The 22,659-nt window shown below is 68.0% G+C and carries 23 protein-coding genes and 1 tRNA gene; 10 read left to right on the top strand and 14 right to left on the bottom strand.

The window, feature by feature from the left end:
* Positions 1-64 precede the first annotated feature (64 nt).
* The 4 genes from AC1DN2_RS07975 to AC1DN2_RS07960 form a co-directional block, all read right to left on the bottom strand.
* Positions 65-700 (bottom strand): class I SAM-dependent methyltransferase, encoded by a 636-nt coding sequence (locus AC1DN2_RS07975; protein WP_476849893.1) that lies wholly within the window; start codon positions 698-700, stop codon positions 65-67.
* A 16-nt stretch (positions 701-716) separates the two neighbouring features.
* On the bottom strand, positions 717-2,843 hold the full coding sequence (locus AC1DN2_RS07970; protein WP_476849892.1) for a copper-translocating P-type ATPase: 2,127 nt from the start codon (positions 2,841-2,843) through the stop codon (positions 717-719).
* 157 nt (positions 2,844-3,000) lie between these two features.
* Complete coding sequence (gene radA, locus AC1DN2_RS07965) at positions 3,001-4,374, bottom strand: DNA repair protein RadA (protein WP_476849891.1); 1,374 nt, start codon at positions 4,372-4,374, stop codon at positions 3,001-3,003.
* Positions 4,375-4,460: 86 nt separating this feature from the next.
* Complete coding sequence (locus tag AC1DN2_RS07960) at positions 4,461-5,588, bottom strand: FUSC family protein (protein ID WP_230007454.1); 1,128 nt, start codon at positions 5,586-5,588, stop codon at positions 4,461-4,463.
* A 291-nt stretch (positions 5,589-5,879) separates the two neighbouring features.
* Here AC1DN2_RS07960 and pstS point away from each other — a divergent pair, with 291 nt between their 5' ends.
* The 4 genes from pstS (at position 5,880) to pstB (ending at position 10,080) form a co-directional block, all read left to right on the top strand.
* Positions 5,880-7,001 (top strand): phosphate ABC transporter substrate-binding protein PstS, encoded by a 1,122-nt coding sequence (gene pstS / locus AC1DN2_RS07955; protein WP_476849890.1) that lies wholly within the window; start codon positions 5,880-5,882, stop codon positions 6,999-7,001.
* 210 nt (positions 7,002-7,211) lie between these two features.
* A complete protein-coding gene (gene pstC, locus AC1DN2_RS07950; protein WP_230007456.1) occupies positions 7,212-8,144 on the top strand; it encodes a phosphate ABC transporter permease subunit PstC in 933 nt (310 codons plus the stop codon).
* Positions 8,145-9,254 carry a phosphate ABC transporter permease PstA gene (pstA, locus tag AC1DN2_RS07945; protein WP_476849889.1) on the top strand — a complete coding sequence of 370 codons (1,110 nt, stop codon included), beginning with the start codon at positions 8,145-8,147 and terminating at the stop codon, positions 9,252-9,254.
* A 46-nt stretch (positions 9,255-9,300) separates the two neighbouring features.
* Positions 9,301-10,080: a phosphate ABC transporter ATP-binding protein PstB gene (pstB, locus tag AC1DN2_RS07940; RefSeq protein ID WP_018774898.1), complete on the top strand. Its 780-nt coding sequence runs from the start codon at positions 9,301-9,303 to the stop codon at positions 10,078-10,080.
* Between the two features lie 11 nt (positions 10,081-10,091).
* Here the strand turns inward: pstB and AC1DN2_RS07935 are convergent, their stop codons facing one another.
* The 3 genes from AC1DN2_RS07935 to AC1DN2_RS07925 all read right to left on the bottom strand — a co-directional run bounded on the left by AC1DN2_RS07935 (position 10,092) and on the right by AC1DN2_RS07925 (position 12,755).
* Entirely contained in the window at positions 10,092-11,108 is a 1,017-nt protein-coding gene (locus tag AC1DN2_RS07935; protein ID WP_476849888.1) for an inorganic phosphate transporter, read from the bottom strand.
* A 1-nt stretch (position 11,109) separates the two neighbouring features.
* Positions 11,110-11,727: a DUF47 domain-containing protein gene (locus tag AC1DN2_RS07930; RefSeq protein ID WP_476849887.1), complete on the bottom strand. Its 618-nt coding sequence runs from the start codon at positions 11,725-11,727 to the stop codon at positions 11,110-11,112.
* A gap of 374 nt (positions 11,728-12,101) precedes the next feature.
* The gene (locus AC1DN2_RS07925) at positions 12,102-12,755 is read right to left on the bottom strand and encodes a hypothetical protein (RefSeq protein ID WP_018774895.1); all 654 of its coding nucleotides are present in this window, start codon (positions 12,753-12,755) and stop codon (positions 12,102-12,104) included.
* A gap of 203 nt (positions 12,756-12,958) precedes the next feature.
* On the opposite strand from AC1DN2_RS07925, the gene AC1DN2_RS07920 reads away from it, so the two are divergent.
* The 3 genes from AC1DN2_RS07920 to AC1DN2_RS07910 all read left to right on the top strand — a co-directional run bounded on the left by AC1DN2_RS07920 (position 12,959) and on the right by AC1DN2_RS07910 (position 14,131).
* Positions 12,959-13,031 (top strand) — tRNA-Lys (locus AC1DN2_RS07920).
* A 193-nt stretch (positions 13,032-13,224) separates the two neighbouring features.
* Positions 13,225-13,719, top strand: a complete 495-nt coding sequence (locus AC1DN2_RS07915) for a MarR family winged helix-turn-helix transcriptional regulator (protein ID WP_028276609.1) — start codon at positions 13,225-13,227, stop codon at positions 13,717-13,719.
* A gap of 64 nt (positions 13,720-13,783) precedes the next feature.
* Positions 13,784-14,131 carry a hypothetical protein gene (locus AC1DN2_RS07910; protein ID WP_476849886.1) on the top strand — a complete coding sequence of 116 codons (348 nt, stop codon included), beginning with the start codon at positions 13,784-13,786 and terminating at the stop codon, positions 14,129-14,131.
* Between the two features lie 66 nt (positions 14,132-14,197).
* On the opposite strand, the gene AC1DN2_RS07905 is transcribed toward AC1DN2_RS07910, so the two are convergent.
* Positions 14,198-15,298 carry a lactonase family protein gene (locus AC1DN2_RS07905; protein ID WP_476849885.1) on the bottom strand — a complete coding sequence of 367 codons (1,101 nt, stop codon included), beginning with the start codon at positions 15,296-15,298 and terminating at the stop codon, positions 14,198-14,200.
* A 267-nt stretch (positions 15,299-15,565) separates the two neighbouring features.
* Here AC1DN2_RS07905 and AC1DN2_RS07900 point away from each other — a divergent pair, with 267 nt between their 5' ends.
* Positions 15,566-16,396 carry a putative protein N(5)-glutamine methyltransferase gene (locus tag AC1DN2_RS07900; protein ID WP_476849884.1) on the top strand — a complete coding sequence of 277 codons (831 nt, stop codon included), beginning with the start codon at positions 15,566-15,568 and terminating at the stop codon, positions 16,394-16,396.
* A gap of 38 nt (positions 16,397-16,434) precedes the next feature.
* On the opposite strand, the gene AC1DN2_RS07895 is transcribed toward AC1DN2_RS07900, so the two are convergent.
* The 5 genes from AC1DN2_RS07895 to AC1DN2_RS07875 form a co-directional block, all read right to left on the bottom strand.
* On the bottom strand, positions 16,435-16,890 hold the full coding sequence (locus tag AC1DN2_RS07895) for a hypothetical protein (RefSeq protein WP_476849883.1): 456 nt from the start codon (positions 16,888-16,890) through the stop codon (positions 16,435-16,437).
* Positions 16,891-17,059: 169 nt separating this feature from the next.
* Positions 17,060-17,323 (bottom strand): GlsB/YeaQ/YmgE family stress response membrane protein, encoded by a 264-nt coding sequence (locus tag AC1DN2_RS07890; RefSeq protein WP_018774889.1) that lies wholly within the window; start codon positions 17,321-17,323, stop codon positions 17,060-17,062.
* 149 nt (positions 17,324-17,472) lie between these two features.
* Positions 17,473-18,444: an aldo/keto reductase gene (locus tag AC1DN2_RS07885; RefSeq protein WP_476849882.1), complete on the bottom strand. Its 972-nt coding sequence runs from the start codon at positions 18,442-18,444 to the stop codon at positions 17,473-17,475.
* Between the two features lie 96 nt (positions 18,445-18,540).
* On the bottom strand, positions 18,541-18,750 hold the full coding sequence (locus tag AC1DN2_RS07880; protein WP_223914666.1) for a dodecin: 210 nt from the start codon (positions 18,748-18,750) through the stop codon (positions 18,541-18,543).
* Between the two features lie 52 nt (positions 18,751-18,802).
* Positions 18,803-19,765 carry an SGNH/GDSL hydrolase family protein gene (locus AC1DN2_RS07875; protein WP_476849881.1) on the bottom strand — a complete coding sequence of 321 codons (963 nt, stop codon included), beginning with the start codon at positions 19,763-19,765 and terminating at the stop codon, positions 18,803-18,805.
* Between the two features lie 133 nt (positions 19,766-19,898).
* Between AC1DN2_RS07875 and AC1DN2_RS07870 the strand changes: the two genes are divergently transcribed.
* Entirely contained in the window at positions 19,899-20,156 is a 258-nt protein-coding gene (locus AC1DN2_RS07870; RefSeq protein ID WP_018774886.1) for a metal-sensitive transcriptional regulator, read from the top strand.
* Between the two features lie 31 nt (positions 20,157-20,187).
* Here the strand turns inward: AC1DN2_RS07870 and AC1DN2_RS07865 are convergent, their stop codons facing one another.
* On the bottom strand, positions 20,188-20,898 hold the full coding sequence (locus tag AC1DN2_RS07865; RefSeq protein WP_223914664.1) for a FadR/GntR family transcriptional regulator: 711 nt from the start codon (positions 20,896-20,898) through the stop codon (positions 20,188-20,190).
* A 190-nt stretch (positions 20,899-21,088) separates the two neighbouring features.
* Here AC1DN2_RS07865 and AC1DN2_RS07860 point away from each other — a divergent pair, with 190 nt between their 5' ends.
* Positions 21,089-22,576, top strand: a complete 1,488-nt coding sequence (locus tag AC1DN2_RS07860) for a four-carbon acid sugar kinase family protein (RefSeq protein ID WP_476849880.1) — start codon at positions 21,089-21,091, stop codon at positions 22,574-22,576.
* The last annotated feature ends 83 nt before the right edge of the window (positions 22,577-22,659 follow it).

The raw sequence follows: 22,659 nt of genomic DNA, 5'->3' as shown, positions 1-22,659 counted from the left end.
CGAAATCATGAGAGGGGTGTCTGCCATCGGGGCAGGCGCCCCTCTTCGTTGTGCCGGGGCGGGGTCAGGATTTGCCCGCCATGCCGAGGACGTGGGCCAGCCGCGGATTGCCGGGAAGCACCGAAAAGCCGAAGCGCTCGATGCCCTGCACGCTCAGGCCTGCCGCGGCGATCATGGCTGCGGTGTCACGGTTCGGGTGGCATCCGCCTGCCATCCGGCCCCACAGGGGTGTGAGCAGGTCTTCGGCGGCCCCCAGCAGGCGGTGCGCTGAGCGGACATGTTCGTAGAACAGCAGCAGGCCGCCGGGGCGCAGGACCCGGACCACCTCCGCCAGGGCGAGGGGCGGGTCCGCCACGCTGCAAAGCACCAAACTGGAGACGACGACGTCGGCCGAGTCATCCGCCGCCGGCAGCGCTTCCGCCACGCCGTCCCTCACCGTGACGGGCACAGGCGCCTTGCCGGCGGCGGCGAGGGCCAGCGCACGGAGCGTGGGGTCCGGTTCGAGGGCCAGCACGCCGGACACCGTGGAAGGGTAGAACGGGAAGGTGGCCCCGTAGCCCGCCCCGATTTCGATGACGAAGCCGTGCGCCGGCGCGACGAGCCGGCGGCGGTGCTCTGCTGCGCCGCGGGCGTCCATCCGCGGACCCACCCGGGCATACGATCTCCCGAATGATGACTCACGGCGGGTGGTTTCCGGCATCGGGGCCTCCACCAGGTCAGCTGACCGCGGCCGGGTTGAGCTTGAGCCCGCGCAGCAACTGGGCGTTCAGGGCAACCACAATGGTCGACGCCGACATCATCACGGCGCCCGCGGCGGGGGACAGGACAATTCCGGCGAAGGCGAGGACACCGGCAGCCAGCGGCACCGAGATGATGTTGTATCCGGTGGCCCACACGAGGTTTTGCCACATCTTCCGGTAGCTCGCCCTGGAAAGATCGAGCATTGACAGCACAGCCCGCGGATCGTTGCCGGCCAGGACCACGCCGGCGGATTCCACGGCCACGTCCGTGCCGCCGCCAATCGCGATCCCCACCTCCGCCCGTGCCAGCGCGGGGGAGTCGTTGACGCCGTCGCCCACCATGGCCACCTTCAGCCCGCGGCCCTGGAGCTCCGCCACTTTCTTGTCCTTGTCGGCGGGGAGCACCTCGGCGAACACTTCGTCGATGCCGAGCTCGGCGGCGACGGCGTGCGCCACCTGCCGGGCGTCGCCGGTGACCATGGCCACCTTGATGCCGCGTGCCTGCAGGGCCCGGACGGCCTGGCGGGACTCGGGCCGTACAGCGTCCTCGAGGCTGACAGCACCCAGGACCCTGCCGCCGTCCACGACATGGAGCACCGCTGCGCCGCGCTCCAGCCAGGTGCCGGTCGTGGCGGCCAACTCCGGCGGCTCCTGCAGACCCAGCTCCCGGAGCAGGGCCGGACCGCCCACCTGGACCGTGCGGCCATCGACCGTGGCGCGGACCCCGCGGCCGGTCAGCGACGTGAACCCGTCCGCCGTCGGAAGCTTCAGTCCTCGTTCCCGGGCGGCGGCAACGATTGAGCGGGCCAGGGGATGTTCGCTGTCGGCCTCCACGGCGGCCGCGAGTGCCAGCACCGTATCCTGCGCGGCGTCTTGGCCGGTCGTTCCCGCGTCTGCGGCGGCGACTTCCTTGAGTTCCGGTTCGCCCCTGGTCAGGGTTCCGGTCTTGTCGAACAGCACGACATCGACTGTCCGCATGCGCTCCAGCGCCATCCGGTTCTTGATCAGGACGCCCGCCCGGGCGGCGCGCTCGGTGGAAATGGCGATGACGAGCGGGATGGCAAGGCCGAGGGCGTGGGGGCAGGCGATTACCAGGACCGTCACGGTGCGGGTGACCGCGTCTCCTATGCTGCCCATCAGGGTCCAGAAGATGAACGTCAGGACGCCGGTGCCGGCCGCGAAGTAGAAGAGGAAGGCCGCAGCCCGGTCGGCCAGGGCCTGGGCCCGGGAGGAGGACGCCTGCGCCTCGGCCACGAGGCGCCGGATCCCGGCGAGGGCCGTGTCCTCGCCGATGGCCGACACCCGGACCCGCACGGAGTTGTCAGTGGCGATGGTTCCGGCCACCACGGGATCCCCAGGGGCCCGCAGGACGGTTTTTGATTCGCCCGTGATCATGGATTCGTCGAATTCGGCCTGCCCGCCGCTGACGGTGCCGTCGGCCGGCATCCGGCCGCCGGGGCGGACCAGGATGGTGTCCCCGGCGCGGAGTTCGGCGAGGCTGACGGTCTCCGTGCCGGCTGCCGTGACGCGTTCCGCTTCGTCGGGCAGCAGCGCCGCCAGGGCATCCAGCGCACCCTGCGCCGAGCCGAGGGCGCGCATCTCGATCCAGTGGCCCAGCAGCATGATGGGGACCAGCAGCGCCAGCTCCCACCAGAAGTCGAGATCGAAACCGCCGATGCCGAGGCTGGTCACCCACGAGGCGATAAAGGCGACGCTGATGGCCATGGCAATCAGCAGCATCATCCCCGGTTTTCGCGTCTTCAGTTCATTGAGTCCGCCCTTGAGGAACGGACGGCCGCCGTAGAGGTAGATCGCCGTGCCGAACACCGGCGGGATCCACGCTGAGCCGGGGAAGGCGGGAGGAGCGTAGCCCAGGAGTTCCGCGAACATGGGGCTGAAGAAGACCACCGGCACGGCCAGGGCCAGTGACAGCCAGAACCTGTCCCTGAACATCGCGACGCTGTGCCCGGCATGCTGGCCGTGGCTGTGTACCGTGTGCTCATCCGCGGCGGAGCCCACGGCATGGTTGCCGTGCGGCGTCCCGCCCGGGCTGTGGTTCCCGAGGCCCTGGTCCGCGCCGGGGCTGCTGTGCCGGTGTTCCATGGTGTGTGCTCCTGACGGATGCTCAGTCATCTGCGGCTACGCCAAACATACCCCCGGGGGGTATCTTTGGCAAGAGGGCATTTCCAGCCTCAGCGGACCTCGATAACGCCCATCATCCCGAGGTCCCAGACCACCAGACCACCCGGCATTTGCGGCGTCAGCTGATCAGCAGTCCCAGGGCCTCGGCCAGGTGGCCGACCTCGCGGACCGAGAAGCCCGCCGGAACCGGTCCGTGCCCGTTGGGGCTGGCCGGTACCACGGCATGGGTGAAGCCGAGCCGGTGCGCCTCCTGGATGCGCTGGTTGATGCCGGGCACCGGGCGGACTTCGCCCGCCAGGCCCACCTCGCCGAAGGCTATGAGCCGCTGGGGGAGCGGCTTCCTGGCCTTGGCCGAGGCCACCGCCAGGGCCACGGCGAGGTCCGTGGCGGGTTCGCTGAGCTTGACCCCGCCGACCGTTGCCACGTATGAGTCGTCCTTGTTCAGCAGGCAGCCGGCGCGCTGCTGCAGGACGGCCAGCAGCATCGCGACGCGCGAGCTGTCGAGCCCGCTGGTGGCGCGGCGGGGCTGGGAGCTGGCGCTCTCGGCGAGCAGCGCCTGCACCTCGGCCAGCAGCGGCCGGCGGCCCTCCAGCGTGACCGTGATGCAGGTTCCCGAAACGGGCTCCTTGGTCCGGGAGACGAACAGCCCACTGGGATCGGCGAGGCCCTCGATGCCGTCCTCGTTTAAATCGAAGCAGCCGACGTCGTCGGTGGGTCCGTAGCGGTTCTTGACCGCGCGCAGCAGCCGCAGCCGCGAGTGCCTTTCGCCTTCGAACTGGCAAACGACGTCCACGAGGTGTTCCAGCAGCCGGGGCCCGGCGATGGAGCCGTCCTTGGTCACGTGCCCGACCAGCAGCGTGGTCATGTTGCGGCGCTTGGCCGCGGCGATCAGGGACGCCGCCACCTCGCGCACCTGGGACACGCCGCCGGCGCTGCCCTCGACGTCGGCGCTGCTGAGGGTCTGCACTGAGTCCACCACCAGCAGGCGCGGCTCCAGCCTCTCCACCTGCCCCAGGGCCTGCCCCAGGTCAGTTTCGGCGGACAGGTACAGGGATTCGGCGACGGCGTCGATCCGGTCCGCGCGGAGCTTGACCTGGGCCGCGGATTCCTCACCGGTGATGTAGAGGACGTCCTGCGCCGTGCGGGCGAACTTGGCCGCAACGTCCAGCAGCAGCGTCGACTTGCCCACCCCGGGCTCGCCCGCCAGCAGGATCACGGCGCCTGGCACCAGCCCGCCGCCGAGCACACGGTCGAGTTCATCCACGCCGGTGGGCAGGAAAGCGGCGGTAGTGGCGTCGACGTCGGCGATCCGGCGGGCCGGTTCCAGGACGGTCGTGGCCGCCGTCGTCCGGGCGACGGCGGTGCCGGTCTCCTCCACGCTGCCCCACGCCTGGCACTCGCCGCAGCGGCCCACCCACTTGGCCGTCGTCCAGCCGCATTCGGCGCATTTATAGCCGGGCGCCTTCGGCCCCCGGGAAGTCTTCGTAGCCATTGGTCCACACTATCGGGGGCCAGCGACAACAAGTGCGCCGGCGGCGGGCCAGCGACAACAAGCGCGCCGTGCGCCAGCTGCAGCAGCTACAGCGGGGGCAGGATGTCCCGGGCTTCCTTGGAATCCAGCCCGGCGGCCTCGAGCAGGTCCACCATGAGCGGGCGGAACAACATGACCACCGTTTCGCCCTCCAGCCGCTGGACGTCCAGTATCCGCGGATGCAGCCGGACGGCGATCTCGCGCAGCTCCGAGCGTGCTGTCCGCAGGTGGGCGCGGCGGGCGCCGTCGTGGACTTCCGCCAGGCCGAGCGAGAGTTCGTCGACGGCGGCGGCCGTCTCCTGCAGGACCTCGGCGATGTTCTGGGTGGCCTCGTCCGAGAGCGCCGCATGGTTGATGGCGCTGGTCAGGCGGCGCGCAAAGACCCGGCTGTTGCGCAGCGCAAGATCGATGTAGTCCAGCGACTGCTCCATCTGGTCCAGCTCGTCCCGGTGCCGCCGGTAGGCTGGGGCCAGGGTTGCCACTTCGCCGGAGGCACGCAGCGACTGGCGCATGGCGTCGACGAGCGGCTGGCAGTTCCGGCCCCGGATGAGGGCATGCCAGGCCTGGGTGGAATCGCTGTAGCTCAGCGCCGAGGCGCATTCCCGCAGCACCTCGGCGAGCTCGTGCAGGAGCTTCTTGACGTCGCTGCGGGGTTCACGCCGCGGATCCTTGGGAACGAGCACGGTCATCAGCAGCGCGAACACTCCGCCCACCACGGCGTCGATGCTGCGGGTGAACGGGCCCCCGATCGGTGCGGGCAGGAGCACCACGAGGACCGACTGCAGGCCCAGTTGCGTCGTGAAAATCGTCCCGCTGTCCAGGAACCTGGCCAGCAGGATGGAGAAAAGGAGCACGACGGCGGCCTGCCAGATTCCGGAGCCCAGCCAGTGCAGCAGCAGGTCTCCGACCACGATTCCGAGCGTGCAGCCCAAGCCCACCTCGATGACGCGGCGCAGTCTGGGGTCGCGGGAAAAACCGAGCGCAATAAGGGATGACGTGGCCGCAAACAACGGCCCGCTGTGGCCCAGGACGTATTCTGCGAAAGCGTAAGCGCCCACGGCGCAAGTGGTCATCTGGATGGCCGGGCCCAGGGAGTTCCGGCTCCGGACAAAGCCGGTGCGGACCCGGCCGCGCAGGAATCGTGCGCTTGCGGAGAGTCCAGTCGCGGAGGCCATGCCCTCCAGTCTATTTGCTGCGCCGGGACGGCCGGGACGGCCGGCACGGCAGGACGCGGCACGGGCCGCGGGCCGCGGGCACTGTGTGGCTGATACGACTGTGACGCACAGAACACAATGGCGGCCCGGCATATGTAAGCCAATAGTCCCGCGTCGTTCACCGGCCGTTCACTTTGGTCCGCAATTCTCTTCACCTGGGCCACTTACGGTCGGTAAAGGTACAAACCCGTACGCATCCCTGCGGGCCTTCTCCAGGCCCGGCACTCACAGCCCTGGAAGGGGTACAACTCAGTGAAGGCTCTCCGCTTCGGCCGCAACGCGGCTATCGCTGTAATCGCCGTCGGCGCACTTGCGCTGACCGCCTGCGGTTCGGACAACGCAACCAACACGGCCCAGACCGCGGCGCCGTCCGCCTCGGGTCCCGCGGTCACCGGCACCCTGACCGGCATCGGTTCTTCCGCCCAGGGCGCAGCCATGGATGTCTGGAAGACCAACTTCGCTACCGCGAACCAGGGCGCAACTGTGCAGTACTCCCCGGACGGTTCCGGCGCCGGACGCAAGGCGATCCTCGACGGCTCGGCCCAGTTCGCCGGCTCCGATGCCTACCTCAAGGATGACGAACTCGCCAGCTCCAAGGAAAAGTGTGGTCCCGACGGAGCCATTGACATTCCGGTCTACATTTCCCCGATCGCCGTCGCCTTCAACGTCCCTGGCATCACGGACCTGAAGCTCGACGCCGCCACCGTCGCAAAGATCTTCCGCGGCGAGGTCGCCAACTGGAATGACCCCGCCATCGCGGCCATGAACCCGGGCGTCCAGCTGCCGGACCTCAAGGTCACACCGGTGAACCGCTCCGATGACTCGGGCACCACCACCAACTTCACCGACTACCTGTCCGCCGTAGCCCCCTCCGTGTGGACCGACAAGGCAGCCGGCGTCTGGCCCGCCAGCCTGAAGGGCGAGAACGCCAAGGGCACCTCCGGCGTCGTCAAGACTGTCACCGACACCCCCGGCGCCGTGACCTACGCCGACGACTCCGCTGTCAGCGGCAAGCTCGGCACCGCGCAGATCAAGGTCGGCGACTCCTTCACGAAGATCTCCGCCGAGGCAGCTTCCAAGGCAGTCGACCAGGGCAAGCCGGTCGAGGGCCGCAACGCCAACGACCTCGCCATCAAGCTGGACCGCACCACCACGGTCGCGGGTGCCTACCCGATCGTCCTGGTGTCCTACCACATCGTCTGCACCAGCTACGACACGCAGGCCACCGCTGACCTGGTCAAGGCCTTCGTCAAGTACGCCGCCTCCGACGCGGGCCAGCAGGCCGCCGCCGACGCCGCCAAGTCGGCGCCGCTGTCCAAGACCCTCCAGGACAAGGCCATGGCTGCCGTCGACTCCGTCAAGGCCAAGGCCTAGGGATACGCTGCGCCGCGAGGCGAAGTGGAAAAAGGCATAGTGGAAACACCGGCCTGATCGAGGTTCCCTGCTCCATGGCGGCCGTCACCGGCGGCCGCCATGGAGCAGGGAACTGACGCGTTTGTTCCATACATCTAGATTTGCCGGGCACCGGCCGCGGAGGCCTCCGCACCCGGCGCCCGGATCCCATCCAAACCGAAGGACCGTGAAGTGACCACCACCTCCCTGACCAAGTCCCGGGGCGCAGGCCACGCCGGTGACAAAGTCTTTTCCGCAGCCACCTTGGCAGCAGGGTGTTTGATCCTCGTCGTGCTCTTCGGCGTGGCACTGTTTCTCGTGATCCAGGCGCTCCCCGCCCTCGTGGCTCCGGCGGACAAGATCCAGGGCGGCGAAGGATTCTTCACCTACATCTGGCCGCTCGTCATCGGCACCCTCATCGCCTCGGTGATCGCTCTCGTGATCGCGACGCCGATCGCGATCGGCGTCGCGCTGTTCATTTCGCACTTCGCGCCGCGCCAGCTCGCCTCCGGCCTGGGTTACGTGATTGACCTCCTCGCCGCCATCCCGTCCGTGGTCTACGGCGCCTGGGGCGTCGCGTTCCTGGCCAAGGAAATCTCGCCGTCGTACAACTGGCTGGCCGAGAACATGGGCTGGCTGCCGATCTTCCAGGGCCCCGCCTCCGCCACCGGCAAGACCATCCTGACGGCCGGCATCGTGCTCGCCGTCATGGTCCTGCCGATCATCACCTCCCTGACCCGCGAAATCTTCCTGCAGACCCCCAAGCTGCACGAAGAGGCCGCGCTGGCGCTCGGGGCCACCCGCTGGGAGATGATCCGGATGACCGTGCTGCCGTTCGGCCGGCCGGGAATCATCAGCGCCGTGATGCTGGGACTGGGCCGGGCCCTCGGCGAGACCATGGCCGTCGCGCTGGTGCTGTCCTCCGGAGCCCTGACCGCCAGCCTGATCCAGACCGGCAACCAGACCATCGCCGCCGAAATCGCCCTGAACTTCCCCGAGGCCAGCGGGCTCAAGGTCAGCACGCTGATCGCCGCGGGCCTGGTGCTGTTCGTCATTACCCTCGGAGTGAACATGATTGCCCGGGGAATCATCAGCCGGCACAAAGAATTCTCGGGAGCCAACTAAATGACCTCCACCCTGACTCCGGTACGCAAGCGCTCGGCGCTGACCAGGGGCCAACTGCCCAAGGCCGCGCCGTACATCGTCCTGGCCGTTGCCTTGATCCTCGGCGCCGCGATCCTCGCGCTGATCGGCTTCAATGCCTTCGGCTGGGGAATCGTCTCCGCCATCCTCTTCGCCGCCGGCCTGGTGGGCTGGAGCCTTATTGTGGAAGGCGCCCGCAAAGCCAAGGACAAGCTGGCCACCTGCCTGGTTGTGGGGGCCTTCCTGGTTGCCCTGCTGCCCCTGTTCTCGGTGATCTGGACCGTGTTGATCAATGGGCTACCCGGGCTCCTGGATCCCGGTTTCCTCACCACCTCCATGAACGGTGTCACCGGCGCCTTTGACAACAAGACGGTCGAGGAAGGTGCCCCCCTGCTGGGCGGCATCTACCACGCGCTCATGGGCACCTTGCTGATCACGGTGCTCGCCACCCTCATCTCGGTCCCCGTGGGCCTGCTGACCGCGATCTACCTCGTGGAATACGGCGAGGACCGCGCACTGGCCCGGGCCATCACCTTCTTCGTGGACGTCATGACCGGCATCCCCTCGATTGTCGCCGGCCTGTTCGCCGCCGCCGCGTTCTTCGCGGTGGTCGGCCCGGGCACCAAGACCGGCGCCGTCGCCGCCGTCGCACTGTCGGTGCTGATGATCCCGGTGGTGGTCCGCTCCAGCGAGGAAATGCTCAAGATCGTGCCCAACGAACTCCGCGAGGCCGCCTACGCCCTCGGCGTCCGCAAGTGGCGGACCATCCTCAAGGTGGTTCTCCCGACGGCGATCTCCGGCATCGCGTCCGGCATCACCCTGGCGATCGCCCGCGTGATCGGCGAAACCGCGCCGATTCTGGTCACCGCCGGATTCGCGACCACCATCAACACCAACGTGTTCAGCGGCTGGATGGCCTCGCTGCCGACCTTCATCTACACCCAGATCCTGAACCCCACCTCGCCGTCCAACCCGGATCCGTCCTCCCAACGGGCCTGGGGGGCGGCCCTGGTGCTCATCATCCTGGTGATGCTGCTCAACCTCGGCGCCCGCCTGATTGCCCGCATCTTCGCCCCCAAGACAGGCCGCTAGGCCATCCGCGCCCGCCGCCCCTACCTCCAGCAAGTGAAGGAACACCATGTCTAAGCGCATCGACGTCAAGGACCTGAACGTCTACTACAGCAAATTCCTGGCCGTCGAAGGCGTCAACATCAACATCGACGCCAAGTCCGTCACGGCCTTCATCGGCCCCTCGGGCTGCGGCAAGTCCACCTTCCTGCGCACCCTGAACCGCATGCACGAGGTCATTCCCGGCGCGAGGGTTGAAGGCGAAGTGCTGCTGGACGGGGACAACCTGTACGGCCCCGGCGTCGATCCGGTCACCGTCCGGTCCCAGATCGGCATGGTGTTCCAGCGCCCCAACCCGTTCCCCACCATGTCCATCCGGGACAACGTGCTGGCCGGCGTGAAGCTGAACAACACGAAGATCTCCAAGGGCGAGGCCGATGTCCTGGTGGAGCGGTCCCTGCAGGGGGCCAACCTCTGGAACGAGGTCAAGGACCGTCTGGCCAAGCCCGGCTCCGGGCTCTCCGGCGGCCAGCAGCAGCGCCTGTGCATTGCGCGCGCGATTGCCGTTGAACCCCAGGTGATCCTCATGGACGAGCCCTGCTCCGCCCTGGACCCGATCTCGACGCTGGCCATTGAGGACCTCATCAACGAGCTCAAGGACCAGTACACGGTGGTGATCGTGACGCACAACATGCAGCAGGCAGCCCGCGTGTCGGACAAGACGGCCTTCTTCAACATTGCCGGCACCGGCAAGCCGGGCAAGCTGATCGAGTTCGGCGACACCCCCACGATCTTCAGCAACCCGACAGAGAAGGCCACCGAGGACTACGTCTCCGGCCGCTTCGGATAACCAACCGAGTCCTACAGGCCGGCCACCGTCGAGAGCGCCAACTGCAGGACGAACGCGGCGGCGGCGGTGACAACCGGGGTCGCTACCCAGAACACCAGGATGCGGATCACCAGCCGCCGGTCGGTGCCCGGGAAACTTTGGTTGGCGCCGGCGCCAAGGGTTGCCGCCGTCACCGTGTGCGTGGTGGAGACGGGCCAGTGCAGCCCGATCGCGCCCACCAGCAGCATCACCGCGCTGTACATCTGCGCGACGAATCCGCGCAGGGGATCGACCCGGGTCAGCCGGTAGCCGATGGTGTAGGAAATCCGCCACCCGCCCGCGAGGGTTCCCGCCGACAGCAAGACGGCCGTCAGCAGGGCCACCCACACCGGCACTGAACCGCCGTCGGAGAGCCCGGCCGCCAGCAGCGCCAGGATCACCACCGCGCTGGTGCGTTGGCCGTCCTGCAGCCCGTGCCCGAAGGCGACGGCGCCCGCGGCAATGGCCTGGGCCCGCCGGGAGCGGGTGTTGACGACATTGGGCGGCGTGTACCGGGCCGCCCAGCCCGCGGGCCAGACCAGCAGGAACGACCCCGCATAGGCGATCACCGGTGAGATCAGCAGCGGGAGCACCACCTGGGACAGGAGCGAGGCGTCAACGCCCATGACGGGGTTTCCGCCGACGGCGACGCTCGCGACCCCCGCCCCGGCGAGGCCGCCGACCAGGGCATGGGTGGAGGACGAGGGAATGCCGCGCCACCACAAGTAGACGCCCCAGAGGATGGCGCTCAGCAGCGCGGCCAGCAGAATCGTCAGGCCGTTTGTGCCCGGCGGCAGCGACAGCCACGCCTGGCTGACGGCCAGCGCCAGGGCGGCGCTCAGCCCGGCGCCGATGAAGTTGAACAGGCTGGCCAGAATCACCGCCACTGTTGGGGTCAGCGCCCGCGTCCGCACGGCCAGCGCCACCGACGAGGACGCGTCCCTGAACCCGTTGAGGAATGCAAAGGCCCCGGCGCAGAGCAGCACCAGGGCAAGGAAGAAGAGCACCACGTCAGGATTCCTTGACGATGATGCTGCCCACCTGGGTGGCGATCCGGCGCATGTCCTTCGTGACTTCCACGAGCTGGTTCGCGACGTCGCGGTTGCGCGCGTACTGCATGGCCTTCATCTCGTGGAGCATGTCCGCGACCCAGACCCGGTGCGTGCGCTCGGCACGCTTGGCCAGGCGCAGGATCTCGATCCAGTAGTCCTCGAGGTCGTCCAGATTGTTCAGCCGCCGCATCGCATCGACCGTTAGTTCGGCCTGGCGGCTGATGATTTCCAGCTGGTCGGCGGCCCGCCTGGGCAGCCGTTCGAGCTTGTAGAGGGAGACGAGCTCGGCGGCGGCGTCGAGCTTCTCCATGGCCTCGTTGAGGAACCGGGACAGCGTGTACATGTCCTCGCGCGGCAGCGGGTTCACGAAACTGGTGCGCATGTGGGTCAGGAGGGCAAAGTGCAGCTCCGCGGATTTGGCCTCGTGGTTGTGCATGTCCTCCACCAGCCGGGCATGCTCGCTGGCCGGGGCGCCGAGGATCTCCGAGAGTGTTCCGGTCCCGAGCACGATCTGGCGCGCCATTTGGGAGAGCAGGTGCAGTCCGGCGGACTCCTGGGGGAACAGGCGCAGCTTCACGTGGTGTCACCGGTCTTCCGGGAGGAGGTTCGCGGGTTGAGTCGGCCGGCCGTGTGACTTGACGGTGACCAGTGCATACGCATCACTTTACCGTCCCCGGCGGGTCCGGCCCGGCCCGACGCGGCGTGTGACGGCGCAGGTGAAAACCGGGCGAACATCAGGGTAAGAAGGCATGAAAATGGTGCCGAACCGGATACGCCTCTCGGCGGTAGGCCGCTCTAGGCGGCTAAATGTTGAAGCCCGGGGGTTTCGCGGTTCGGCACCGCTTTTAGTTTTCTACGTAGGTTCATGCAAGTCAACATTGACAGCCTGCCCGCGTCGTGCGTGTCCTGGGTGCTGCGGGCCCGTCATCCGGGCCCTTGCCGCCCGGCCCCTCAGTCCAGTTCGCCCAGCCGCCACGCGTTGGCGGCGTGCTCGAGGTCCTCGGCCGTCTTGACGAGCAGATGCGAGTTGCGGGTGAGTTTGCTGGCGTGGTTTTCGTTGCTGTGCTCGGCGTTATCCGCAAGCGTTGCCTGGCCCAGGGCCACCACGCGGCAGAACGCTGCGGAGCGTTCCAGGGCGACGTCGAATTCGCCGTCGAACGCCCCGGAGAGGATGGCGTCCGCCATGGATTTCATCTCATCGGCGCCGGGCGGTTCGGCCGCGCCGGCGACCACATGCGAAACCTGGGCCGTGTCCTTGCCCGCCTTGAAGTAGACGGAGATCCGCTCGGGATCCTGGATGGTGGCGGCCCGCAGGGCGTACAGGCGCCACAGCGCGCCGGGGAGGGACCGGGCGGGGCTTTCGGCCCACATTTCGGCGATTGCTTCCAGGCCCTGCTCATCGGCGAGTTTGACGAGCCGTTTGGTGACTTTGGGGTCGTCGCTGTCCCGGCCGCGGCGCACGAGAGCCTGCGCGGCCAGATGGGCCGCCTCCGAGACGCGGGCAGGATCGGCCCCTCCGGCGAAAGGCTCAAAGTCGATCGGTGCGAAGGGTTTCGGCTTGTGGTGCCGCGGGCCGGGGGCGCTTGATCCTGCTTGCTCGCTCATGCCCCCACGCTACTCCAGTGCCGCAAGGGAATCGAGGATCGGTGCGCGCTGCTGCCCGTAGACGCCGGGGGCCGACGCCGCCGGTGCGGCCAACGTGAAAAAAGCCGGCCCGGGTCTGGGGTACAGTGTTAACGTCCAGAAATGGACTGGGCCGAAACGCGCTGCATCAGCGGATTTATCCGCTGGTTCGGGGCTGTCGGCTGGGGCCTTTAGCTCAGTTGGTAGAGCATCGGACTTTTAATCCGTGGGTCGTGGGTTCGATCCCCACAGGGCCCACTCTTTTAGCGAAGAGTGGAAAAACCCCGGTTTCCTGGCAACAGGAGGCCGGGGTTTTTTTGTGCCCGCCACCGGGGTCCAGTCCGGGCGGTTCGGGGCCCTAGCCGCCAGGGCTCCGGGGCCCTGGGGCCCTGTGGCTGCAGCCACCCGGATTGCACGGCTGGCTAGTTACCAGTTCCGCTAGGCTTGGCGAATGGACTCCCACGGCGCCTCCGGATACTGGTATGGCCCCGATGACAGCCTGGATCCTCCGGCGGCGATCCTGCAGGCCCTCCGCGACTATCGGATCTCGGAGGTGGCGACCAGGCGGTCCACCCGCGATTCGATGGGCATGGGAGAGACGGACCTGCTGGCTTTGCGCTACCTGCTGCGGGCTAAGGCGACAGGCGAACGGGTTGGCCCGAAGGATCTCAGCCGCGTCCTGGGCATCACCACCGCTTCCACAACGTCCCTGATCGACCGGCTGGTAGCAAGCGGGCACGTCCGGCGGGAGCCGCACCCGACGGACCGGCGCTCCCTTGTGATCGTGCCGACGGTGGCGACGGATTCCGAAGTCCGCGCCACGCTTGGACACATGCACCGGCGCATGATGGAGGTGGCAGAGTCCATGAGCGCGGAGGACGCCCGCGTGGTCATTACTTTCCTCCGCCGGATGAGCGCGGCCATCGGCGCCGAGCGGCATAACTAGCTCGTTTAACTAGTTATATGTATGCTTACTACTTGTTTTTTAGATCTCAACGAGAGTAGGCGCCGTGGCTGAATCCGCAACCCTGACCGGGGACCCTGCGACAGTGCTCCCGCCCGGCGCCCCGCTGCACTGCGGCGCACCCATGCAGTGGACCTCGCCGGAGCCGGCGATGCCCTCCTACTCGTTCGGGCCCGCGGACCCGTCCCTCGATCTTCCGGCCCTGTGGCGCTGTCCCTGTGGCTTCCAGCTCGACGGCGGTATCCAGCCGGGGGACGGACTCCACTTCGCCGACGGTTTCCAGGCGGAGAGCGTGTTCCAGCCGGAGGGAGGGTTTCAGCTGGGCGGGATCCAGCTGGATGGGGGCGAACAGGGCGTCCATCAGGCTGCTGCGGGGCTTGCCGCGGCCTGCTGACCCGGCGGCCTGCTCTTCGCCGGCCTGCTCTTCACCGCAGCACCGCGTCAGCCGGGCGCCGGCTTCTCACCCCCGGTGCACCAACCGGGGCCGGGCCGGCACCAGCGCGGTGGGGGAGGCCACCTGCAGCCGGTCCGCAGGGATACCCGGCAACCCTGATGCCGCGTCCAGAGGAAACGTCACGATGTCGCCGGAGCGTTCGTGGGCGACGTGCAGCAAGCCGTCGCGGGCCAGGTGGTGCCGGGGCCAGTCGCCGCCGCTGGGGACGTCGGCCACCGGACGCAGCGCCGCGCCCCCGGCCTCCACCTCCAGCACGCAGACCCGGTTCGAACCGCGGACGCCCACATAGGCGTACCTGCCGTCGGCCGCCAACGCGATCTCTGCCGCCGAATCATCCGGCTGCGCCCCGGCGGCGGCGGCGGGCCCGACGAATCCGAGCCGGAAGTCCCCGGAGTCCGGCGACAACCCGGCCACAGCCACCTCGATTGAATACTCGGTCACTACAAAGACATGGCCGCCCTGATGCTGGACCAGGTGCCGGGGGCCGCTGCCCCGCGGCAGGACCACCTCGTGGTCCAGGGCCGGCCCCAGAGCCAGCCCCGGTCCGGATCCGACATTCCAGATCCGCAGCAGGTCGTGGCCGAGGTCGGTGGTCATCACCCTGCCGTCGGCCAGCATAAGTGCCGCATGAGCGCGGCTCGGCCGTTTTTCCCGTTCGCCGGGGCCGCCGCCGGGAGTCTCACCGTACGGGTCGCGCGATTCGACGCCGGCCGTCCGGTCAACGATGCCGCCGTCGGCGTCGAGCTCATAGAACAGCACCTGGCCGTCGCCCCAGCAGCAGACAACGAGGAAACGGCCGGAAGGCTCGACGGCGACATGGCAGGCCGCGTCACCGGCCGGCCACGCCGGGCCCGCGGGCTCCAGTCCAAACGCGCCGGCCCGGCGGTAGGCCCGGACGGTCCTGGCCTGCTCGGCCACGGCATAGACCACAGGGAGAGACGGGTGGACCGCCAGGAAGGACGGCGAGTCGGCCGCCGCCGCAACACCCAACCAGCGCAATGTGCCGTCGGCCGCCGCGGCAACCGCGCCGATCCCCGTGCCGCGGCCGCCGGAATCTGCCGTGTAGGAGCCGGTCCAGATGAGATCGTGGGCAGGGAGGGAGTCCATGCTGCCATCCTGCCAGCCGCCGCCGCCAAGGCATCCCAAGCAGGCGTCACAATCCGCCGCCGCAGTCCGCCGCAAAACCCGGACTAATCACAGCAGACCCAATCACAGCTGGCCGCGGGCGGCTTCGGTAGCATGGGGCAATCGAGCAACTGCAGCAAAAGGAGGTGGGTCCCGTTCACGCAAGTCCAGAAAGGATGCCCGCCCAGCAGTGCCGGCCTCGGCCAGCTCACGGTGAGGGCGTCTGACACCCGACCGAAAGGCGCACCCATGCCAGTAATCCGCCATCTTTCCCCGCACGAGATACTCACGGCCAGGCTCCGGGCAGCCGGCTGCGTGTTTGCCGAAGACGAGGCCCGCCTGCTGATCGACGCGGCCCCGACCCCGGAGGCGCTCGAACGGATGGCCGGCCGGAGGGTCGCCGGCCTTCCCCTTGAACACATTCTCGGTTGGGCGGAATTCTGCGGACTCCGCATCGCGGTCGACGCCGGAGTCTTCGTGCCCCGCCGCCGGACGGAATTCCTCGTCCGGCAGGCCGCTGCGTTCCTGGACGCAAGCCGCATGGCGCGGGGCGACGCCCCGGCACCGGTCGTTGTCGATCTGTGCTGCGGGTCCGGCGCTGTCGGTGCGGCGCTCGCGGCCCTCGCCGGCCCCGCCGAACTCCACTGCGCCGATATCGACCCCGCGGCCGTGTCCTGTGCACGCACCAACGTCCTGCCCCTGGGCGGGGAGGTCCACGAGGGTGATCTCTATGCTCCCCTCCCGGCGGCCCTCCGGGGCCGGGTCCGGCTGCTGGCCGTCAACGCCCCCTACGTTCCCTCGGCAGACATCGAAACCATGCCGCAGGAAGCGCGCGTCCACGAGCCGCGGGCCTGCCTCGACGGCGGCGCCGACGGGCTTCAGGTGCAGCGGCGGGTCGCCGCCGGCGCGCGGCAGTGGCTGGCGCCCGGCGGCCACGTGCTGATAGAGACCAGCCGCCGGCAGTCCGCGCAGACGGCCGGAATCCTCCGCGGGCACGGACTGGCGGCCCGGGTGCTGCACTCGGAGGAACTGGGGGCCACCGTGGTGGCCGGCGTGCTGCTGCCCTCCGGCGGGCGGTAGCCGGCAGGGGCGGCGACGGTGGCCCCTCAAAGAAACTCCTAGGGCAGTTTGTCCCCGTCCACGTTGGTGGCGGGGCCCGCCGGGGTGGCGCCGCCCTCGTCTGACCAGTCCTGGCCGGTCTGGTCGGTGAGCGCAGGGTCGGAATGGACATCGCGGGCCGCGGGTGCCGGCGTTCCGGGCGTGGCTGCTCCCGGTTTTCCTGGCGTGGCCGTTCCGGGCGTGGCCGCGGACGTGCTTCCGTGGCCGGCATCGCGGTGGACAGCGGAGCTTATGACGGTACCGGCGCGGCGCGCGGCTTCGCCGAGATGCTCGGAGACCTCGGGGGCTTTGTCTTTGACCGTTTCTGCTGCCGCGGCCACCTTGTCCTGGACCGGCTTGCTGTTCCAGAGCTCTGCCGACCTGGCCTTGAGCTTGTCATAGGCTGCGCGGCCTGACCGCGATCCCAGGACGTACCCTGCTGCCAGTCCGGTGGCGAAAAGAAATTTGCCCTTCATGCTGTGCTCCTGCTCCCTGACGTAGGTGAAAAGTAGACGTTGTTGAACAGTTCGTGGACAGTGGGTGGCAGTGCCGGACCATGCGGCCGGCAGGCCGCCTTGCTGTCAAAATAGTGCAAAAAACCGGCCCCGGGAATAACCCAGGGCCGGTTTCCGGTCAGCTTCCGTGTTAGCGGGCTGAGCGCTTGCTGATCATGCCGTAAACGAGCAGGACGATGATCGCACCGCCGATGGCCAGCAGCCAGGTCGACAGCGAGAAGAACTCGTTGATGCCAACGCCGAACAGTGCGCTGCCAATGAATCCGCCGAGCAGGGCGCCGACGACGCCCAGGATCAGAGTGATGATGATGCCACCGCCCTGACGTCCCGGGAGGATAGCCTTAGCGATGGCGCCGGCGATGAGGCCCAGAATCAGAAATGCGAGAAAACCCATTTTTCGTTCCTTCTTCTTTCATAGAGGAGGCACCCGGATCGCCGGGTGCGCTACATCCTTCTGCCCTAATACTAATCATGCTTAGTATCAAAGAGCCACCCGACACCCGTGGGTTCGCCGGGCGGGGTGCCAAAACAGCCGACTGCGCCCTACCATGCGTAGTCTTCCGGAGCCGTCCTGTGGCCCGGGAAGATCTCGTCGAGGCGCTTGAGCGCATCGGTGTCGAGCTTCAATTTGTGCGCCCTGACGGAGGCTTCGAGCTGCTCGAGGGTACGCGGGCCGATGATCGGAGCGGTGACTGCCGGCTGGTGGAGCAGCCACGCGAGTGCCAGGTCCGCGGGTTCCTGACCCAGTTCGGCGGCGAATTCCTCGTATCGCCGGATCTGTTTCTGGTGCGACTTGAGCGCCTCGAGGGCCCGGCCCGCGATGCGACGGACGCCGTCGTTCTCCTTCTTCAGCACTCCGCCGAGCAGGCCGCCGTGCAACGGCGACCATGGCAGGATCCCCAGGCCATACTGCTGGGCGGCCGGGATGACCTCCAATTCCACGTCCCGGGTCAGCAGGTTGTAAATCGACTGCTCGCTGACCAGCCCGTTGTAGTTGCGGCGGCCGGCTGTTTCCTGGGCCCGGGCGATGTGCCAGCCGGCGAAGTTGCTGCTGCCGGAGTACAGGATCTTGCCTTGCTGGACGGCGACCTCGATAGCCTGCCAGATCTCATCCCAGGGCGTGTTCCGGTCCACGTGATGGAACTGGTACAGATCGATATAGTCCGTCTGCAGCCGCTTCAGGCTGGCATCGAGCGCCCGGCGGATGTGCAGTGCCGAGAGTTTGGACTCGTTGGGCCGGTCGGTCATGGTGCCGAACAACTTGGTGGCAAGCACCGTGCGCTCGCGGCGCTCGCCCCCCTGGGCGAACCAGCGGCCGAGTATTTCCTCCGTCCAGCCGCGGTGGCTGGACCCGCCATACACATTGGCCGTGTCGACGAAGTTGATGCCGGCGGCCTGCGCGGAGTCCAGGATGGCGAAGGCCTGCGTCTCCTCGGTCTGCGGGCCAAAGTTCATGGTGCCCAGGCAAAGGCGCGAGACTGTCAGGCCGGAGCGGCCCAGATGCGTATAGCGCATGAAGTTTTCCTCTCCGCCCTGGCCTCCTCTGCCCTGACGGGTTGCGGGTTTCTCCGGAGCGGGACGGTGCGTGCCGGCCCGCTCCGGAGTCTGGCGTCAACGCTCCAGGCGGAACCCCAGCTTGATGGTGACCTGCCAGTCGGCGACCTGCCCGTTTTCAAGGTGGCCGCGGATCTCCTTGACTTCGAACCAGTCAAGGTTCCGGAGGGTCTTGGCGGCCTCGGCGATGCCGTTCCGGACGGCCGCATCGACGCCCTCGTTCGAGGTTCCGACAATTTCAGAAATGCTGTAAGTGTGATTAGGCAACTTCGCTCCTCGTGATCGCCATCGATGCCCGGCTGTGGGCCGTTCCTGCAGACTAGCCGACCGAACCCGGCCGGACTAGGGGTTTGTGCCCGGAGTCCGGGACCCCGGGAGGCGGTCCGGGCAGCGGGCGTTTGGCCTGCCGGGGCGGGGTGTCTGCGCGCGGCCTGATCCGGCTCACCATCCAGGGCAGCATGTAGTGCGCCATCCATGCCAGGTCACCGGCCCGGGTCTCCCGCCAGTTGCCCGGCGGCATCGGCTTCGGTTCCAGCGGCCGCAGACGGTGTGGCACGCTGAGCGTGTCCAGGACCATGGCCGCAATGGTGTGGTGTCCCAGCGGCGAGAAGTGCAGGCGGTCCGGATCCCACATCCGCGGATCGCTCAGTTGCCGCAGGGCCCACAAATCGGCGATGACGACATCACGCCGGGCGGCGATGACACGGATGTTCTCGTTGAATACCGCGACCTTCCCCCGGATGTGTCCGAACACAGCGGTTTCGCCCCAGTCCGGCCCGGTGAACAGGACCACCGTGGCCCCGGTGGCAGAGAGGGCTGCCACGGCGTCGTCCAGGGCCGCGGCCATCCGGTCCGGATCGCCGCGATGAAACACGAGATCGTTCCCGCCGGCGGAGAGCGAGACGAGGTCAGGCTTCAGGTTCAGGGCCGGTCCGAGTTGCTGGTCGAGTATTTCGCGCAGGACCAGGCCGCTGATGGCAAGGTTTGCGTACCCGAACTCGCGGCGGCCCTCGCCGAGTTCCTCGGCGATGCGGTCCGCCCACCCCCGAATGCCCCCGGGGCTCAGCGGTTCCGGGTCGCCGACGCCTGCCGTGAACGAGTCGCCCAAAGCGACATACCGGCTCCAGGGCCGGGAACGCAGGTCACCGGCACGGCCGCGTGCGGAGCTCTGATCCCCTGGATGCCACGGCCCCGCGGCGGGGAGGTTGACGCCGGTACCGCCGGCGTCCGGCTCTAGGAACCTGGCGGCGTTCACATCACCAGCAATACGCCGATATTCCATGCCTCGCTAGGTACTTATGCCCCTAGCGGGGCGGCATGCGGCCGCGCGGCCACCCCCGGCCGTCCGCCACCCGGGAGGCGAAATACTCAGGGGGGTATAATGTGGAGCCTGACGCATCGAACCGGAGGAACCAATGGAACTCGATCCCACCGACATGAAGCCTGTTATTAACCGGCTTCGCCGCGCCCAGGGCCAGCTCGCGGCCGTCACCAGGATGATCGAGGAGGGCCGTGACTGCAAGAGCGTCGTGACCCAGCTGGCGGCCGTGTCGAGTGCCCTGGACAAGGCTGGATTCTCCATCATTGCGACGGGCCTGCAGCAGTGCATGCAGCAGGAAGACCCCAGCCTGGACCGCGCCGAACTCGAGAAGCTCTTCCTCTCGCTCGCCTGAGTTCATTATCCGGGCAAAGCGCGGGTCCGCGTCAGGCGGGGCCTCCGGCCAGCACGAAGGTCTTCAGATCGTCAAGGGTCTGCTGCATGTGGGCGTCCATGGCGTCGCGGGCGCGGTGCGGGTCGCGGGAGGCCAGGGCGTCAGCGATGTTCTGATGGTGCCCGATGGCGTGCTCCTGGATCTCCGGCACCTTGGAAGTTTCCGTCCGCCGTTTTTCCAGCACGCGGTGCAAGGGTTCGAATAACACGGCGACGAAGACGTTTTCCGAGGCCTGCAGGATGAGGTCGTGGAAAGCGAGGTCTTCCTCCACGAATGCCGCGAGATCATTCCTCTCGTGGGCCAGCCGCATCCTGTCGACGTGCGCGCGGAGGGCCTGGATGTCCGTGTCCGACATCCGCCCGGCAGCCAGTTCGCAGGCGCCCGTCTCCAGCATCCGCCGGAGCTCGATGAGCTGGATGGCGGCCGAGGCGTCGTTCGTGCCCTCCGAGGCTGCCCGCAGCACGGCGTCCAGGGAGCCCCAGCGGTTCACCGGGTTCACGAACGTGCCCCGGCCCCGTTCCACGCTGAGGATCCGCTGGGCTTCAAGGGTTTTCATGGCTTCGCGCACGGTCATGCGGCTGACTTCGTGCCGGGAGCTGAGCTCCAGTTCGCCGGGGACGCTCGCGCCGGGCGGGAACTCGCCGCCAATAATCCGGTCCAGCAGTTCGTCGGCCACAACGCCGACCAGCGATTTCCTAGCCAATTCTCCCCGTCCAGCGACTTGTTGCCTGATGGCGTGCTCCGTGATGGCCAAGTCTACTTGCGCGTCGTTGTGCCATATGCCACACTAGCATTCATATGCAAGATGTCTGACATCTTACATTTTGTTCCTGCTGCGGCTCGCGGAGAACCGCAGTTTTCCACTGAAAGATCCACACACAATGGAGTGCATAGTGCCCCTCGAAGCAGACGTGCTGGCCGCTTTCCCCGCGGAAGTACAGATCCCCGCCCGGCTGGTGGCAGACAGCGTGGCCGCCTCCTCCGAGGCATCCCCCCGTGTCCTGGTCGTACTCGACGACGACCCCACCGGCACCCAGTCCGTGGCGAACCTGCCGGTCCTCACCCGCTGGGAAGTGGCGGACTTTGCCTGGGCGTTCGCCTACGAAGTCGACGGCCAGCGCCAGCGCGCGGTCTACGTGCTCACCAACACCCGCAGCCTTGACCCTGCCGAGGCGGCTGCCCGCAACGAGGAGATCGTCCGCAACGCACTCGCGGCCGCAGCGTCCGCTGAACCCGCGCTTCGGCTCAGCTTTGTCAGCCGCAGCGACTCCACCCTCCGCGGACACTACCCGCTCGAACCGGACGTCATCGCAGCCACCGTCACCGCCGTCAACGGCGAGAAGACGGACGGCGTCGTGATTGTTCCCGCGTTCCCCGACGCCGGCCGCGTCACGGTCGGCGGCGTGCACTTCACCCGCGGCACAGGCCCGGACGCCGGGCAGCTCACCCCCGTGGCCGAGACCGAATTCGCCCGGGACGCCAGCTTCGGCTTCGCCAACTCGGAGATGGCCAAGTATGTCGAGGAGAAGTCGAACGGCCGGTTCCCCGCGGATTCGGTGATCGTGCTGGATCTGGACATCATCCGGGCGTCCGCCGATCCGATGATCTCCGCCAAGGCCATTGCCGATGCCATCGACGCCGCCACGGATTCGACTCCGATCGTGGCGGACATCGTCACCGAAAACGACCTGCGGGCGCTGGCCCTGGGCCTGGAAGAAGCGGAAAGCCGCGGCAAGAAGCTGCTCTACCGCGTGGGCCCGCCGTTTGTTCGGGCACGGATCGGCCAGGAAATCCGCACCGAACTCAGCGGCGAGGAAGCCTATGCGGGCAACATCCCCTCGGAAGCCGGTGGCCTGATCGTGGTCGGTTCGCACGTCGGTGTCACCACCCGCCAGCTCAACGCCCTCACCGAGCAGCACAGCGCGGCCCGGATCGTGGAGATCGACGTCGAGAAGCTCCTCGGCGACAACGCGGGGGAGTACCTGGACGAAACCGTGGACACGGTCGTCGCTGCCCTCCGCGGCGGCGACGTGATCGTGCACACGAGCCGGCTCCTGATCAAGACCTCCGACGCCGCCGAAAGCCTGCGGATCGCCCGCACCGTCTCTGCCGCCGTCGTTGCCGTGGTGAACCGCACGCTAAAGACCTTCCCGCCCCGCTTCGTGATCGCCAAGGGCGGCATCACGTCCTCGGACGTGGCCGCACACGGCCTGGAAATCCGGCACGCGATAGTCCGCGGGCCCATGCTGCCGGGCATCGTCAGCCTGTGGGAACCGGTGGACGGTCCCGCCAAGGGCATCCCGTACATCGTCTTCGCCGGCAACGTGGGCGACGACCAGTCCCTCGCCGATGTCACGCGCAAGCTCAGCAACACCTTCTAATCCCCGCCGGCTCCCAGCCTTCACAACCTCAGGCAGGGCCCCTCGCCGGTATGGGCCCAGCACCACACGTCATTCGATGGAGA

This window comes from Arthrobacter sp. 01L42 (assembly GCF_056400005.1).
The sequence above is the reverse complement of the archived record's forward strand: the minus strand, read 5'-3'. Positions and strand labels throughout refer to the sequence as shown.